The 15,068-nt window shown below is 73.6% G+C and carries 13 protein-coding genes; 7 read left to right on the top strand and 6 right to left on the bottom strand.

Annotation, left to right across the window (positions count from 1 at the left end):
• Nucleotides 1-212 precede the first annotated feature (212 nt).
• The 3 genes from ACIA8F_RS35940 to ACIA8F_RS35930 all read right to left on the bottom strand — a co-directional run bounded on the left by ACIA8F_RS35940 (nt 213) and on the right by ACIA8F_RS35930 (nt 4,309).
• Complete coding sequence (locus ACIA8F_RS35940) at nt 213-860, bottom strand: PhzF family phenazine biosynthesis protein (protein WP_399385233.1); 648 nt, start codon at nt 858-860, stop codon at nt 213-215.
• 19 nt (nt 861-879) lie between these two features.
• Entirely contained in the window at nt 880-2,361 is a 1,482-nt protein-coding gene (locus ACIA8F_RS35935; protein ID WP_399385232.1) for an HtaA domain-containing protein, read from the bottom strand.
• A 355-nt stretch (nt 2,362-2,716) separates the two neighbouring features.
• Nucleotides 2,717-4,309: an HtaA domain-containing protein gene (locus ACIA8F_RS35930; RefSeq protein WP_399385231.1), complete on the bottom strand. Its 1,593-nt coding sequence runs from the start codon at nt 4,307-4,309 to the stop codon at nt 2,717-2,719.
• Nucleotides 4,310-4,467: 158 nt separating this feature from the next.
• Here ACIA8F_RS35930 and ACIA8F_RS35925 point away from each other — a divergent pair, with 158 nt between their 5' ends.
• The 6 genes from ACIA8F_RS35925 to efeU all read left to right on the top strand — a co-directional run bounded on the left by ACIA8F_RS35925 (nt 4,468) and on the right by efeU (nt 11,090).
• Nucleotides 4,468-5,490, top strand: a complete 1,023-nt coding sequence (locus tag ACIA8F_RS35925) for a hemin ABC transporter substrate-binding protein (protein WP_399385230.1) — start codon at nt 4,468-4,470, stop codon at nt 5,488-5,490.
• A 1-nt stretch (nt 5,491) separates the two neighbouring features.
• A complete protein-coding gene (locus ACIA8F_RS35920) occupies nt 5,492-6,631 on the top strand; it encodes a FecCD family ABC transporter permease (RefSeq protein WP_399385229.1) in 1,140 nt (379 codons plus the stop codon).
• Nucleotides 6,628-7,542, top strand: a complete 915-nt coding sequence (locus tag ACIA8F_RS35915; protein WP_399385228.1) for a heme ABC transporter ATP-binding protein — start codon at nt 6,628-6,630, stop codon at nt 7,540-7,542. Before ACIA8F_RS35920 ends, ACIA8F_RS35915 begins: the two co-directional genes overlap by 4 nt.
• A 188-nt stretch (nt 7,543-7,730) precedes the next feature.
• The gene (efeO, locus tag ACIA8F_RS35910; RefSeq protein WP_399385227.1) at nt 7,731-8,882 is read left to right on the top strand and encodes an iron uptake system protein EfeO; all 1,152 of its coding nucleotides are present in this window, start codon (nt 7,731-7,733) and stop codon (nt 8,880-8,882) included.
• A 33-nt stretch (nt 8,883-8,915) separates the two neighbouring features.
• Nucleotides 8,916-10,229 carry an iron uptake transporter deferrochelatase/peroxidase subunit gene (gene efeB, locus ACIA8F_RS35905; protein ID WP_399385226.1) on the top strand — a complete coding sequence of 438 codons (1,314 nt, stop codon included), beginning with the start codon at nt 8,916-8,918 and terminating at the stop codon, nt 10,227-10,229.
• Between the two features lie 18 nt (nt 10,230-10,247).
• Nucleotides 10,248-11,090 (top strand): iron uptake transporter permease EfeU, encoded by an 843-nt coding sequence (gene efeU, locus ACIA8F_RS35900; protein WP_399385225.1) that lies wholly within the window; start codon nt 10,248-10,250, stop codon nt 11,088-11,090.
• Between the two features lie 37 nt (nt 11,091-11,127).
• Here the strand turns inward: efeU and ACIA8F_RS35895 are convergent, their stop codons facing one another.
• The 3 genes from ACIA8F_RS35895 to ACIA8F_RS35885 all read right to left on the bottom strand — a co-directional run bounded on the left by ACIA8F_RS35895 (nt 11,128) and on the right by ACIA8F_RS35885 (nt 13,471).
• Nucleotides 11,128-11,715, bottom strand: coding sequence for a GNAT family N-acetyltransferase (locus tag ACIA8F_RS35895; RefSeq protein WP_399385224.1), 588 nt, complete (start codon nt 11,713-11,715; stop codon nt 11,128-11,130).
• Nucleotides 11,715-12,575, bottom strand: coding sequence for a PhzF family phenazine biosynthesis protein (locus ACIA8F_RS35890; RefSeq protein ID WP_399385223.1), 861 nt, complete (start codon nt 12,573-12,575; stop codon nt 11,715-11,717). The genes ACIA8F_RS35895 and ACIA8F_RS35890 overlap by 1 nt, the downstream gene beginning before the upstream one ends.
• A 125-nt stretch (nt 12,576-12,700) precedes the next feature.
• A complete protein-coding gene (locus ACIA8F_RS35885; protein ID WP_399385222.1) occupies nt 12,701-13,471 on the bottom strand; it encodes an SDR family oxidoreductase in 771 nt (256 codons plus the stop codon).
• 109 nt (nt 13,472-13,580) lie between these two features.
• On the opposite strand from ACIA8F_RS35885, the gene ACIA8F_RS35880 reads away from it, so the two are divergent.
• Nucleotides 13,581-14,909, top strand: a complete 1,329-nt coding sequence (locus ACIA8F_RS35880; protein WP_399385221.1) for a Bcr/CflA family multidrug efflux MFS transporter — start codon at nt 13,581-13,583, stop codon at nt 14,907-14,909.
• Nucleotides 14,910-15,068: the final 159 nt, after the last annotated feature.

The raw sequence follows: 15,068 nt of genomic DNA, 5'->3' as shown, positions 1-15,068 counted from the left end.
CCCGGCACGAGAGGGGGACGGTGGCTGCGCCCGGGCTTCTGGGGCTCCGCCCCAGACCCCGCGCCTCAAACGCCGGCGAGGCTGGAATTGGCTCCGGCGGGGTTGGATGTGCTGCCGGCGGGGTTCGATGCGGTGTCGGCAGGGTTGGATGCGGGGTCGGCGGGGCTGGATTTGGCTCCGCCGGGGCTTGATGTGGTGCCGGCGGGGCTGGATTACGCGAAGCGGACTCGGCCGCCTACCTCGACCGTGCCGTCCGGGCCCGGGGCCGTGAGGATCTGGGAGCCCGCGCCCTGGGTGATGTTCAGGGCGCGGTTCAGTTCGGCCGTGAGCACGATCGCCGCCGAGCCGGTGGCCTCGTCCTCCGTGATCGCCCCGTCGGGTCGGCGCGGGAAACCGCGGGCGCGGATCCGGCCCGCCGCCTCGTCCTCCCAGGCCCAGGCGTACAGCCAGCCCTCGCCCGGGGGCGGGGCGGGCAGCGCGTCGACCGCGGCCGCGTCGGCGTACTGCTCGGTGCGCTTGCCCTCGACCCACTCGGGGCGGGCGGTGATCCAGGTGAACTCCCCGTCGTCGCGCACCCATACGGCGCCCGCCGGCGGCTGGAGCTCCTCGATGTCGAGCAGCCACGCCACGCCGACCAGCGGGTGCCCGGCGAAGGACATCCGGGTGCCGGGGGTGCGGATGTCGACGATCCCGCGCTCGGGATCGTCGACGAACACCGTCTCGCCGTAGCCGAGTTCGGCGGCCAGCGCCTGCCGGGACGCGTCGTCGGGGCAGGAGCGGCCGTCGCGTACGACGCCCAGCACGTTGCCGTGGCTGCCGTCACCCGCGCAGAAGACCCTCAGGACGTCGAGATCGTTCACGCGGGCATTGAAGCACGGGTCAGTTCTGGGCCGTGCGGCGCCTGCGCGCGACGAACACCGCGCCCGCGCCCGCGGCGACGATGGCGGCGGAGGAACCGAGCAGCGCGCCCGCCGGGATCTCGGAGCCGGTCGCGGCGAGGCCGCCGCCGACCGTGCCGCCGCCTCCGGTGGTGCCGGTGCCGCCGGTGCCGCCCGTGCCGGCCGGGGTGGTGGGCAGGACGGCGTCCTTGTCCACGGAGACGGTCAGGTTGACGTCGTCCGCGCGGGTCCCCACCGGGTACATGGAGCCGGTGGTGTCGTTGGCGAAGGCCGCGGAGCCCTCGGCGGTGAGCGCGGTGCGCACCGAGTTCAGGGTGAGCACGCCGTTCTTGGTCCTGTACTCGGCCTTCGAGAGGTCGAGCGTGGCGAAGGGGATGTTCGCCTTGGTCCCGGCGGCCGTCTTCACGTCCAGGATCAGGGTGCCCTTGCCGCCCTCGGCGTTGATGCGGACGTTGCCGAAGGTCATGTCGATGCCGTGGGCCGCGTACTGGAAGCGGAGGTTGCCCGCGAAGGTGGCGTTCAGCTTCCGCGCCTTGGTGTCGAGGGTGCCCTTGCCGCCGCCGAAGGCGAAGCTGTCGCCGTTCGCGACCGCGCCGTCGGTGGGGGTGATCGTGCCGCCCGCGCCCTGCACGTACTTGCGGAAGGACTCCTTGATGCCCCAGGCCAGCTTCCCGCCGAGGATCTGCTGCGGGCCGCCGGTGGCCGGGGAGCCGGTGGAGGCGGAGGGCGAGGGGGAGGCCGGCTTCGAGGGGGAGGCAGTGGCCGACGCCGAGGCCGAGGCCGTCGGGGAGGGGCTCTTCGACGGGGAGGCGGAGGCGGAGGCAGAGGCCGAGGCGGACGGGGAGGGGCTGTGGGAGGGCGGCGGCGGGAACTCCAGTACGGCGGTCAGCGGGTCGCCCGCCTTGTCCTTGTAACCGTCCGAGCCGAGGAGCTTCGCGGCGTCGGCGGTCAGGGTGGTGCCCAGGTCGGCCATCGACTGCCCGGCGAAGGCGACCTTCGCGAAGCCGACGTCCTTGGTGAGGACACCGTCCCGGGTGACGTCGATGAGCAGCAGCTTCTTGCCGGTGTCGATGCGCAGGTTGGCGAGCTTCACCTCGAAGTGGTGCGCGGCCGACGTGAAGGTGACGCTGCCCTTGAAGGCGGCGGTCACGAGGTGGGTGGCCGGGTCGTACTGGCCGGTGGCCGAGCCGAAGGTGAAGCCCTTGGCGGTCTTCTTCGCGCCGTCCGCGACGGTGATCTGGCCCTGGGCGATGGTCGTGACGTAGGTGCGGTAGCTCTCCAGGACGCCCCAGTCGAGGGTGCCGCCGAGGACCGGGATCGTCGCGGGGGCGCCCTGCGCCGCGGAGGCGGCCTGCGCGGTGCCGCTCGCCGCGGTGGCGGGCAGGACGAACGCGGTGGCGGCTATCGCGGCGGCGGTGGCCACGGCGGCGGCGAGGGCGATGGGGCGGCGGATCGATGACATGACGGGGTCTCCTGAAACGGGGGTGAAGGGAGGGGCGGTGCGGGGCCCTGCGGGGGCAGGGCAAAGCCGAGCCCCGGCGTACGGGGCCCTGCGGGGCTGGTGCGGGGGTACGGGGCTTGCGAGCCGGGCAGTTCAGTTGGCCCGGGCCCGCACGGCGGGGGTGGTACGGAGCCCGCGGGTGCGGGGCCCTGCGGGGCTTGAGCGGGAGGCGGTACGGGGACTGCCGGCCGGGCGGTCAGTTGGCCCGGGCCACACGGCGGGGGGCGTGCGAGAGGCCTTGCCGCCGGTACGGGTTCGGGTGGCGGGGTTCGGGGGTGGGGTTCGGGGGTGGGGTTCGGGGGTTCGGGTCAGCGGGTCAGCCGCGCGGAGCGGCGCCGTCACCCCCGGAGGGGCCCGGGGAGTCGGAGGCGTCAGGTGTCCCGGCGGCCGGGGCTGCGGCGCCCGGAGCCGGAGTTCCGGCGCCTGATGCTGGAGCTGCGGCCGCAGCTCCAGCGCCCGGCGTTGCCGGCGGAGTTCCGGCGCCCGGAGCCGTAGCTGCGCCCGGGGTGCCACTGCCCGCCGCCGCCCTGCTGCGCCTGCGGAGGGTCAGGTAGATCGCGGCGCCCGCGAGGGCGAGGGCGGCTGCGGTGAGGGCGGTGTACAGGGCGGTGTTCGAGGAGTTCGCCGGCTTCGCGGCGGCGGCCGGGGACGGGGCCGGTGGGGCGGCGGGGGTGGCCGTGGAGCCGAGGTTCGGGAGGGCCGGGAGCTTCGCGGTGGCGTCGAGGGCGACCGCGAGGGAGACGGGGTCCATCTCCGTGCCCGCCTTGTACATGGAGTTGAAGGCCTGGGCTCCGCCCTCGGTGAGGGTGGCGGGGGCTTCGGTGAGGGTGGCGAGGCCGCCTTCGGTCTTGAGGCCCTTGGCGTCGAACTCCACGAGCGGGACCGCGGGTTTGGTGTCCGTGCCGGTGGTGACGTCCGCGGACAGCACGCCCTTGCCGTTCTCGACCTTGGCCGTGACCTTCGCCAGCTTCAGGTCGAGGTGGGCCCCGGTGAAGTGGACGGAGCCGGCGAAGGCGGCGTCGAGGGTGCCCTTCGCCCCGTCGTAGGCGCCCTTGCCCTGCGGGAAGCGGAACAGGGCGCCGCCGTCCTGGGCGCCTTCGGCGAGTTCCCACCTGCCCTGGCCGATGGAGCCGGAGACGTACTCGCGGAAGGTGCGCCGCACGCCCCAGTCGACGGCGGCGTCGGTGAACGCCCCGGCGGCCTGCGGGGCCTGGGAGGTCTGGGAGGTCTGCGGGGTCTCCGCGGCCGGGGTGCTCGGGGCGGGCTGCTCGGCGGCCGCGGCCTTGACGTCCACGGAGAGCGAGACCGGGTCGAGCGCCGCGCCCGCCGCGTAGTAGCCGGCGAAGGCCTTGGCACCCTGGTCGGTGAGGGTGGCCGGGACGTTGGCGAGGGCGATCGGGCTGCCGCCGCCCTTCATGTCGATCCCGCCCAGGCTCAGCTTGGCGAAGGGGACTTGGGCGGCGGTGGTGACCGCTCCGCCTTCCTTGGCCTTGCTGGAGACGTCCACGTAGAGGGTGCCGCTGCCGCCGCTGATCTTGACGGTGGGGCGGCTGACGCTCATGTCCAGCTCGTAGGTGCCGTCGGCCTTCTGGTGGCCCTGGAAGGTGACGCCGCCGCTGAAGGAGGCTTCCAGGGCGCCGCTGTCCGGGTCGTAGGAGCCGTTGGCGGAGTGGAAGCGGAACAGGCTGCCGCCGGCGGTGGCGGCTCCACCCTTCAGCTTGAACGCGCCTTTCGCGATGGGACCCGTGACGTAACTCTGGAAGGAGGATTTGATGCCCCAGTCGAGTCGGCCGCCCTCCACGGTGCGGCCCGCCGCCTGGGCGGCGGTCGCCGGGAGCAGGGCTCCCAGCAGGGCCGCCAGGGTCGCCAGCAAGGCGACGGCGCGAGCACGGGCAGGTCCAGCGGACATGAATGTCCCCTCCAGGGTCTAGCGAGCGAGGTTAGGCTAACCTAAGCTACATCCGGCCAGGCGGGAAACCCCCCGGCACCCGGAACTTGAACCGTGAACCGGGACGTGTCTTCGCCAGCCACTCCCGCTCCCAGTCGGACGATCAGGACGGTGCCTTCGTGCCTACGCCCGCCGCGTCAACCCGCATGTCCCGCTTCGCCGTTGCCCTGACCTCCGTGGTCCTGGCCCTCGGCGTGAGCGCCTGCGGAGGTACGGCCGCCCCCTCCTCCCCCACCGCCGGAGCCGGCGCCCCGGCCCTCCCGGACCGGGTGGAGCCGCTCCCCCAGGCGCCCGTGCCCGCGCTCCCGGCGACCGTGGTCTCGGCCGACGGCGCCCCCGTCACCGTCACCTCGGCGGACCGGGTGATCCCGTTGACGGGCGGCCTCAGCGAGATCGTGTACAGCCTCGGGCTCGGCCCGAAGGTCGTCGCCAAGGACATCACCGCCACCTTCGAACAGGCCGCGGACCTGCCCGTGGTGACGCGGGGCCACGAGGTCTCCGCCGAGAGCGTGCTGTCGCTGCGCCCGACCCTGGTGCTGGCCGAGACCACCTCCGGCCCCGCCGAGGCGATCCGGCAGATCCGCGACGCGGGCGTCCCGCTGCTCGTGGTCGCCCCCGCCAAGTCCCTGGACGACGTGGCGAAGCGGACCGACGCGGTCGCCGCCGCACTGGGCGTCAAGGAGGCCGGTGCGCAGCTCAACCGGCGCACCGCCGACCGGATCGCCGCCGCCCGCAAGACCCTGCCCGCCTCGGGCAAGAAGCCGCGCGTGGCCTTCCTCTACCTGCGCGGCACCGCCTCCGTGTACCTGATGGGCGGCTCCGACTCCGGCGCCGGCTCCCTGCTGGAGGCGGCCGGCGCGGTGGACACGGGCCCCGAGTCGGGGCTCGGCAAGGACTTCACCCCGATCACCAGCGAGGCCCTGGCGGCCGCCGCGCCCGATGTCATCCTCGTCATGTCCAAGGGCCTGGAGTCCGTCGGCGGCGTGGACGGGCTGGTCAAGATCCCCGGCGTGGCCCAGACCCCGGCGGGGATGGACCGGCGGGTGGTCACCGTCGACGACGGGGTCCTGCTCAACTACGGTCCGCGCACCGACCAGGTGCTGACCTCCCTCATCACCCAGCTCTACGGCAAGGCCTCCTGACGTGCCCCTCTCCTACGAAGCCCCCGGGACGCCGCCCGGAGCGGATCCCCTTCCCGCTCCCGAGCGGGCGGCGCCCCGGGCCGTCCCCACCGCTGCCGGCGCACCGCCCCGGCGGCGGTGGGGTTCCGCCTGGCTCACCGGCGCGCTGGCCGCCGTACTCGTCCTGCTCGCGCTGGTGTCCGCCGGAGTGGGGGCCTACGAGATCCCGCTCGGGGAGGTCGTCGGGTCGGTGCAGCACCGCCTGGGCCTCGGGGGCGCCGCCCTCGACCGGGTCGGGGAAAGCGTGCTGTGGAACGTACGGCTGCCCCGCGTGGTGCTCGCCCTGCTCGTCGGGGGCAGCCTCGGCTGCGCCGGGGCGCTGATGCAGGGGGTGTTCGGCAATCCCCTCGCCGAGCCCGGGGTCATCGGGATCTCCGCGGGCGCGGCCGTCGGTGCGGTCGCGGCGATCGGGCTGGGCCTGAGCTTCTTCGGCAACTGGACCATCACCGCCTGCGCGTTCGCCGCGGGGCTGATCACCGTGGGCGCCGTCTACCTGCTCTCCCGCAACGGAGGCAGGACCGAGGTCGTCACCCTCATCCTGACCGGCATCGCCGTCAACGCCTTCGCGGGCGCCCTGATCGGCCTGTTCGTCTTCTTCGCGGACAGCGGCCAGGTCAACCAGATCACCTTCTGGCAGCTCGGCTCCCTGGCCCAGGCCACCTGGCCGAAGGTGCTGGCCGTCCTGCCCTGCGCGCTGGCCGGCCTGCTGGCCGCCCCCTTCTACGCGGGCAAACTGGACCTGCTGTCCCTCGGCGAGCGCCCCGCCCGGCACCTCGGCGTCGACGTGGAGCGGCTGCGGCTCGCGCTGATCCTGGTCGTCGCGCTGCTCACCGCGGCGGCGGTCGCCGTGGCCGGGATCATCACCTTCGTCGGGCTGCTCGTACCGCACCTGCTGCGCATGGCCAACGGTCCGGGGCACCGCTTCCTGGTGCCGGGCAGCGCGCTCGCCGGAGCCGTGGTGCTGGTGGCCGGGGACCTGGCCGCGCGGACCCTCGCCCAGCCCGCCGAGCTGCCGCTCGGCGTCCTGACCGCCCTGCTCGGCAGCCCGTTCTTCTTCTGGCTGCTGCGCCGCACCCGTCGCAAGCAAGGAGGCTGGGCATGAGCGTCCGGTTCCGGTCCGGCCTCGCATTCCGCAGGAGCCGGCGCAGCGTTCCCGCCCGGCCGGGCCCCGGCGCGCCGCTCGCCGAGGTCACGGAGCTGCGCCTGCGGCTCGGCGGGCGCGAGGTGCTCGCCGGGATCGGGCTGACCGTGCGCGCCGGGGAGGTGCTGGCCCTGGTCGGACCGAACGGAGCCGGCAAGTCCACCCTGCTGGCGGCCCTGTCCGGGGACCTGGCGGCCACCTCCGGGGAGGTGCTGATCGACGGCCGCCCGGTGGGCGGCTGGCCGGCTCCCGAGCTGGCCCTGCGCCGGGCCGTGCTCCCCCAGTCGGCCGAACTGGCCTTCCCCTTTCCCGTGGCGGACGTCGTACGGATGGGCCGGGCCCCCTGGGCGGGCACCGGCTCGGCCGACGGCGACGAGGAGGCGGTGGCCGGCGCCATGGCCGCCACCGAGGTGACGGGCTTCGCGGCCCGCCCGTTCTCGGGACTCTCCGGCGGTGAGCGGGCCCGGGTCGCGCTGGCCCGCGTACTGGCCCAGGGGGCCCCGCTGCTGCTGCTCGACGAGCCGACGGCGGCCCTGGACCTGCGCCACCAGGAGCTGGTGCTGCGGATCTGCCGGGACCGGGCGGCGGCCGGGGACGGGGTCGTGGTGGTCCTGCACGACCTGGGGCTGGCCGCGGCGTACGCGGACCGGGTCGCGGTGCTGCACGAGGGCCGGATCGCGGTGGACGGCCCGCCGGCGGAGGTGTTCGAGGACGGATTGCTGAGCCGGGTCTACCGCCAGCCGGTGGAGGTCCTGCCGCACCCGCGCACCGGGGCGCCGCTGGTGGTCCCCGTGCGGGACGGCGGGCCGGAGGAGGCCGGAGCGGACCGTTCCGCCGTACGGAACGGCCGGCTGGGCTTGACCTCGGCTTGACCCGGTCATGGGGTCGGCGTGGGGCACCCGTGACGGCCCCGTGTCCCGCCCCGGAAGGTGTGGGCTGAATCACTGGACGTGCGGGTATTGGTCAGGTAAGCCTCGGTTAAGTTAGGTCCGCCTCACCGGCCGCCCCCACCCGATCGGGGCGGTCGTCTGCCGAACGCCAGACTGCCCAGGAGCCCCCTATGCGCCCCGTCCGCCTCACCGTCGTCACCGCGGCCGCCGTCGTGGCCGCCCTCACCGCGGTCACCGGCTGCTCCGAGAAGAGCGACGCGTCCGGCGACGGCACCATCAAGGTGGCGGCCTCCGACTCCGCCTGCGAGGTCTCCGCCAAGGAGTTCCCCGCGGGCAAGGTCGCCTTCGAGGTCGAGAACAAGGGCTCCAAGGTCACCGAGCTCTACGTCCTGTTCCCGGACGACCGCATCGTCGCCGAGCGCGAGAACATCGGCCCCGGCACCAAGGCCACCATCACCGCCGAGCTCAAGGCGGGCGACTACGAGATCGCCTGCAAGCCCGGCATGAAGGGCGACGGCATCCGCCAGACCGTGAAGGTCACCGGAGCGGGCACCGCCGAGAAGCGCAGCCCCGAGGCCGACGCCGCGGTCGCCGCGTACCGCAAGTACGTGCAGGAGCAGGCCGACGAGACCATCCCCAAGGCGCAGGCCTTCGCGGACGCGGTCAAGGCCGGCGACCTGGAGGCCGCGAAGAAGGCGTACGCCCCCTCGCGCATCGGCTGGGAGCGCACCGAGCCGGTCGCCGAGTCCTTCGGTGACATCGACCCGAAGGTCGACGTCCGCGAGGACGGCCTGGAGGCCGGCCAGGACCCGGAGAAGGACTGGACCGGCTGGCACAAGCTGGAGAAGTCCCTCTTCGAGGGCAACAAGATCGACGACGCGGACAAGAAGCTCGCCGAGACCCTGATGGCCGACCTCACCGTGTGGCAGAAGAAGGTCGGCCAGGCGGAGATCACCCCCACCTCGATGGCGAACGGCGCCAAGGAGCTCCTCGACGAGGTCGCCACCGGCAAGGTGACGGGCGAGGAAGAGCGCTACAGCCACACCGACCTGGTCGACTTCAAGGCCAACGTCGAGGGCGCGGAGAAGGCCTTCGAGCTGCTCAAGCCGATCACCTCGAAGACGGACCCGGCGCTCACCACCGAGCTGGAGAAGCAGTTCGCGGCGCTGACCAACCTGCTGGAGAAGTACCGCCCGAACAAGGCCGCCTACGAGTTCACCTCGTACGACAAGGTCGGCGAGGCCGATCGCAAGGAGCTGTCCGACGGCGTCAACGCGCTGGCCGAGCCGCTCTCGAAGCTCGCCGCCGCGGCCGCGAAGTAACTCCGGAACAGCAGAGCAGGCGGGAGACCTCACATGAGCGAGCCGGTGTCCGGGCAGCAGCCCGCGTCGCAGGACGCAGCGCAGGGCGCGCCCGAAGGCGCGTCGGAGCAGACGGGTTCCGGTGCGCCCTCGCGCCGGACCGTCCTCGGCTGGGGCGGAGCGGGCCTCGCGCTCGGCGCCGCGGCGGCCGGCGGTACGGCCGTCGCCCTGAACTCCGGCTCCGACATGGTCTCGGCGGCCTCGGCCGGCGCGGCCGTGCCGTTCCACGGTGAGCACCAGGCCGGCATCGCCAGTGCCGTCCAGGACCGCCTGCACTTCGCCGCCTTCGACGTGAAGACGAAGGACCGCGCCGAGCTGGTCCAGCTCCTCAAGGACTGGACCCAGGCAGCCCGCCTGATGACCGCCGGCCAGCCGGTCGGCGAGGGCGGCTACGGCGGACTTCCCGAGGCCCCGCCGGACGACACGGGCGAGGCGCTGGGCCTGAAGGCCTCCCGCCTCACCCTGACGATCGGTTTCGGGCCGGGCCTGTTCGCCAAGGGCCGCTTCGGCCTGGAGGGCAAGCGCCCGGAAGCCCTGATCGACCTGGAGCAGTTCCCCGGCGACAACCTCGACCCGGCCCGCTCCGGCGGCGACCTGTGCGTGCAGGCCTGCGCCGACGACCCGCAGGTCGCGGTGCACGCCATCCGCCAGCTCGCCCGCATCGGCTTCGGCAAGACGGCGGTGCGCTGGTCGCAGCTGGGCTTCGGCAAGACCTCGTCGACCACCCCGGACGCGCAGACCCCGCGCAACATGATGGGCTTCAAGGACGGCACCCGGAACGTCTCGGGCACCGACAACGCGGCCCTGGCCAAGCACGTGTGGGTCGGCGCCGAGGACGGCAGCGACTGGCTGACCGGTGGCTCGTACCTGGTGGCCCGGCGCATCCGGATGCACATCGAGACCTGGGACCGGACCTCCCTGCAGGAGCAGGAGGACGTCTTCGGCCGCGACAAGGGCGAAGGCGCCCCCGTCGGCAAGTCGAAGGAGCGCGACGAGCCGTTCCTGAAGGCGATGAAGCCGGACGCGCACGTGCGTCTCGCCCACCCGGACAGCAACAGCGGCGCGACGATCCTGCGCCGCGGCTATTCCTTCACCGACGGCACGGACGGGCTGGGCCGGCTCGACGCGGGCCTGTTCTTCCTGGCCTACCAGCGCGACGTCCGCAAGGGATTCGTCCCGCTCCAGCGGAACCTGTCGAAGAACGACTCGCTCAACGAATACATCCAGCACGTGGGTTCGGCCGTCTTCGCCGTCCCGCCGGGCGTCCGCGACAAGGACGACTGGTGGGGCCGGACGCTGTTCGCGTAGGGGACGAGGAGAACCGAAGTGTTCAGCAACTATCTGATCGGACTGCGCGAGGGGCTGGAAGCCAGCCTCGTCGTCTGCATCCTCATCGCCTACCTGGTCAAGACCGGGAACAAGGACAAGCTGACGCCGCTGTGGCTGGGCGTCGGCCTGGCCGCCGCCCTGTCCCTCGCCTTCGGCGCGGGCCTGGAGTTCGGCACGCAGGAACTGACCTTCAAGGCCCAGGAGGCCATCGGCGGCAGCCTGTCGATCATCTCCGTGGGGCTGGTCACCTGGATGGTCTTCTGGATGAAGCGCACCGCGCGGAACATGAAGTCCGAACTCCAGGGCAAGCTCGACGCGGCGCTCGCGATGGGCACCGGCGCGCTGGTGACCACGGCGTTCCTGGCCGTCGGCCGGGAGGGCCTGGAGACCTCGCTGTTCGTGTGGCGCTCGGTGCACGCGGCCGGGAACGGCGCGGGCCCGCTGATCGGCGTGCTGCTCGGCATCGGCTCGTCGATCGTCCTGGGCTGGCTGTTCTACCGGGGCGCGCTGACGATCAACCTGTCGAAGTTCTTCACGTGGACCGGCGCCATGCTGGTCGTGGTCGCCGCGGGCGTGCTCGCGTACGGCGTCCACGACCTCCAGGAGGCGGACTTCCTGCCGGGGCTGGCGAACAAGGCCTTCGACATCAGCGAGACGATCGCGCCGGACAGCTGGTACGGGACCCTGCTCAAGGGCACCTTCAACTTCCAGCCGGACCCGACGGTGCTCCAGGCCGTCGTATGGGCCCTCTACCTGGTCCCGGTGCTCGCCCTGTTCCTCGTCGGATCTCCGGCCAGGCGCAGCAAGCCGGAGCCGAAGCCGGAGCCGAGCAACTCCTGACTCACCCCAGCCTGTCGCATCACCCCAGCCTGTCGATTCACCACAGCCTGTCGATCGTCCCCGGGTAGAGGGGGACGCGGATGCCGGTGAAGGCCGCGCGGACCCGGTCCGCGCGGCCTTCGCCGTCCCCGGCGCGGGCGGGGAACGCCCCGAGCACCGTCTTGCCGAGGCCCGGGGCGTCCGTGGCGAGGGGCTCCGCGGGGGTGCCGCCGACCAGGACCGTGCCGGGCAGCACCTCGAAGCCGGCCGCCTCGTAGAAGGGGACCAGCTCCGGGTCGCAGCTGAACAGCGCCAGGTCCACCGCCGGATCGGCGTCGAGCAGGGCGCGGGCCGCCGCCACCAGTCGGCTCCCGTGGCCCCGGCCCCGTACGTCGGCCCGGGTCACCACGCCGCTCAGCCCGGCCGCGCGGTACGTGTGCCCGTCCGCGAGCCGGACCGGCTTGTGCAGGAGCGCCAGGCAGGCGGCGACCCGCCCGTCGGCGTCCAGCAGCAGCACCGCGCGCGGGGCCAGCGCCGGGTCGTGGCCGGGGGACGACCCGGGCCAGGCCTGCGCCTCCAGGGCCGCCACCTGTGCGGCGAGCCCGGGGGGCAGGACCTCGTACGGCGCGTACGTCTCGGTCCGCACTACGGGATCAGCGCCCCCGCGCCGCCCACCCGGACCCGGGAGTCGCCCGAGCGGAGCTCGACGGTCAGGACGCCGGGGCGGCCCATGTCCTCGCCCTGGTGGAGGGTCAGGACGGCGTCGGCCGGGACCAGGCCGAGCTCGCGCGCGTACGCCCCGAAGGCGGCCGCGGCCGCGCCGGTCGCCGGGTCCTCGACGACGCCGCCGACCGGGAAGGGGTTGCGCACGTGGAACCGCGCCGGGCCCGCCCGGAACACGAGCTGCGCGGTGACCAGGTCGAGGCGCCGCATCAGCGCTTCCAGCCGGGCGAAGTCGTAGTCGAGGTCCGCGAGCCGGGCCCGGGTGGCGGCGCCCAGCACCAGGTGGCGTGCGCCGGCGTAGGCGATCCGCGGCGGGAACGCCGGATCCAGGTCGGCGGCCGGCCAGCCCAGCGCGGCCAGCGCCTCGGCGAGGTCGGCCGGGTCCAGCTCCTCGGTGTGCGGCTCCACGCTCGTCAGGGTGGCGCGCAGACCGCCGCCCTCGCGGGTCACCGACACCGGCACGGTGCCCGCCCGGGTCGCGAACAGCAGCTCGCCGGGGCCGACCCGCTCGCCGAGCGCGACGGCGGTGGCCACGGTGGCGTGCCCGCAGAACGGGACCTCGACCTTCGGGCTGAAGTAGCGCACGGAGAACGCCCGCCCCGGCTCCCCGCCGAGACCCTGGGGCGCAGCGGTGAGGAAGGCCGTCTCGCTGTAGCCCAGTTCGGCGGCGATCTCCAGCATCGCCGCCTCGTCGAGACCGCTCGCGTCGAGCACGACCCCGGCGGGGTTTCCGCCTTCGGGATCGTCGGAGAAGGCGGTGTAGCGCAGCACTTCGATCGTCATGACCGGCACAACCCCGGAGCCCCGGTGATCATTCCCGCCGGTCGGCCGGGCCCGATGTGCGGTCAGCCGGGCCCGCTGTGCCGTCGGCCGCGCCCGCTGTGTGGTCAGCCGCGCCCGCTGTGTGGTCAGCCGCGCCCGATGTACGGCATCGCGGTCGCCATCACCGTCGCGAACTGCACGTTCGCCCCGAGCGGGAGCTCCGCCATGTGCAGCACGGTGCGGGCCACGTCGGCCGCGTCCATGACGGGCTCCACCGCGAGCTGCCCGTTGGCCTGCATGATCCCGGTCTGCATCCGTTCGGTCATCTCGGTGGCCGCGTTGCCGATGTCGATCTGCCCGCACGCGATCCCGTAGGGGCGTCCGTCCAGCGACAGGGACTTCGTCAGGCCGGTCATGGCGTGCTTGGTCGCGGTGTACGCGATCGAGTTCGGCCGGGGCACGTGCGCGGAGATGGAGCCGTTGTTGATGATGCGGCCGCCCTGCGGGTCCTGCGCCTTCATCACCCGGAAGGCGGCCTGCACGCAGAGGAAGGAGCCGGTCAGGTTGACGTCGACGACCGAGCGCCAGGCCTCGTAGGAGATGTCCTCCAGCGGGACTCCGGCCGGGCCGAAGGTGCCGGCGTTGTTGAAGAGCAGGTCGACCCGCCCGTAGCGCTCGCGCACCGTCTCGAAGAGCGCGGCCACGTCGTCCGGGTCGCTCACGTCGGCCGGAACGCAGAGCACGTCGGCTCCGGGGGCGGCGGCCCGCGCGGCTGCGGCGGTCTCCTCCAGGGGCCCGGTCCGGCGGCCCGCGACGGCCACCGACCATCCGGCGGCGGCCAGGGTCAGCGCCACGGAGCGGCCGATCCCCGAGCCGGCTCCGGTCACTACGGCGATCTTCTTCACGCTTGCGTTCATGGGGCCGCAGGCTACGTCACAGGGCGCTTCGGTCCCGGAATGTTCCGACAGCTGAGAACATGGGGCCATCAGGGGGTGTGAAGACACGATAAGAAGACTGGAGTTCCGTATGCCGGAGCGAGGCCACGCGACAGCGCCCTCGAAGGACTCGTCGACGAAGGCGAATCCCTCCCCCCTCACCACCACCGCTCCCCTGACGGCGGCCCGCCGGACGGGACTGCTCGTCACCTTCATCCTCGGCGGGCTCAGCGCACTGCCCCCGCTGTCCATGGACATGTACCTGCCGGCCCTGCCGACGGTGACCACGGCCCTGGACAGCCCGGCCGCGACCGTCCAGCTCACCCTGACCGCCTGCCTCGCCGGCATGGCCCTCGGCCAGCTGGTGATCGGCCCGATGAGCGACAAGTGGGGCCGCCGGCGCCCCCTCCTCACCGGCATGGTCGTCTACGTCCTCGCCACCGCCATCTGCGCCTTCACCCCGACCGTCGAGCTGCTGATCGCCTTCCGGCTGCTCCAGGGGCTGGCCGGCGCGGCCGCGATCGTCATCGCGCGTGCCGTCGTGCGCGACCTGTACGACGGGGTCGAGATGGCCCGGTTCTTCTCCACGCTGATGCTCATATCCGGCGTGGCACCGATCATCGCCCCGCTCATCGGCGGCCAGGTGATGCGCTTCGCCGACTGGCGCGGGGTGTTCCTCGTCCTCACCGTCGTGGGGGCCCTGCTGACCCTCCTGGTCTGGCGCAGGCTCGGCGAGACCCTGCCGCCCGAGCGGCGCCAGACCGGCGGCGTCGGCGCCGCGCTGCGGACCATGCGCGGACTGCTCGCCGACCGGGTCTTCACCGGCTACACGCTCGCCGGCGGCTTCGCCTTCGCGGTGCTGTTCGCGTACATCTCCGCCTCGCCGTTCGTCGTGCAGGAGATCTACGGTGCTTCGGCCCAGACCTTCAGCCTGCTGTTCGGCGTCAACTCCCTCGGCCTGATCGCGGTGGGCCAGATCAACGGCAAGCTGCTGGTCGGCCGGGTCAGCCTGGACAAGGTCCTGGGGTACGGGCTCGCGGTCATCACGACGGCCTCGGTCGCCCTGCTCCTCATGACCTCCGGGGTCTTCGGCGAGGTCGGGCTCTTCCCGATCTGCGCCGGGCTGTTCGTCCTGATGTCCGCGATGGGCCTGGTCCTGCCGAACACCAACGCGCAGGCCCTGATGCGCGCCCCGCACGCGGCCGGCTCGGCCTCCGCCCTGCTCGGCACCTCCTCCTTCCTGGTCGGAGCCGTGGCCTCCCCCCTGGTCGGGATCGCGGGCGAGGACACGGCGGTACCGATGGCCCTGGTCCAGGTGACCTGCTCCTTCCTGGCGGTCTTCTGCTTCGTCGTCCTGTGCCGCCCGTGGAGCGCCGGCTCCGCGCCGAAGCCGCCGACGGCGCAGCAGACGGCGGCCTGAGCGTCCGGCGCCGGGGGGGGGGGGGGGGGGGGGGGGCCGCCCCCCCCCCCCCCCCCCCCCGGGCGGGGCGGGGGGGGGGGGGGGGGGCGCCCCCCCCCCCCAAGGGGTCCGGGCGCAGCCCGGGGAACGGGCGAAGGGCGGGTAGGGGACTTCGCCCCG

The sequence above is a fragment of the Streptomyces sp. NPDC051563 genome, assembly GCF_044454225.1.
Taxonomy (GTDB): Bacteria; Actinomycetota; Actinomycetes; order Streptomycetales; family Streptomycetaceae; genus Streptomyces.
The sequence above is the reverse complement of the archived record's forward strand: the minus strand, read 5'-3'. Positions and strand labels throughout refer to the sequence as shown.

Excerpts from the sequence above, each read along its gene's own strand:
- ACIA8F_RS35880 (WP_399385221.1), top strand. The coding sequence starts at position 13,581 with ATGCCGGAGCGAGGCCACGCGACAGCGCCCTCGAAGGACTCGTCGACG.
- efeO (WP_399385227.1), top strand. The coding sequence starts at position 7,731 with ATGCGCCCCGTCCGCCTCACCGTCGTCACCGCGGCCGCCGTCGTGGCC.
- ACIA8F_RS35935 (WP_399385232.1), bottom strand. The coding sequence starts at position 2,361 with ATGTCATCGATCCGCCGCCCCATCGCCCTCGCCGCCGCCGTGGCCACC.
- ACIA8F_RS35930 (WP_399385231.1), bottom strand. The coding sequence starts at position 4,309 with ATGTCCGCTGGACCTGCCCGTGCTCGCGCCGTCGCCTTGCTGGCGACC.
- ACIA8F_RS35885 (WP_399385222.1), bottom strand. The coding sequence starts at position 13,471 with ATGAACGCAAGCGTGAAGAAGATCGCCGTAGTGACCGGAGCCGGCTCG.
- efeB (WP_399385226.1), top strand. The coding sequence starts at position 8,916 with ATGAGCGAGCCGGTGTCCGGGCAGCAGCCCGCGTCGCAGGACGCAGCG.
- ACIA8F_RS35915 (WP_399385228.1), top strand. The coding sequence starts at position 6,628 with ATGAGCGTCCGGTTCCGGTCCGGCCTCGCATTCCGCAGGAGCCGGCGC.
- ACIA8F_RS35890 (WP_399385223.1), bottom strand. The coding sequence starts at position 12,575 with ATGACGATCGAAGTGCTGCGCTACACCGCCTTCTCCGACGATCCCGAA.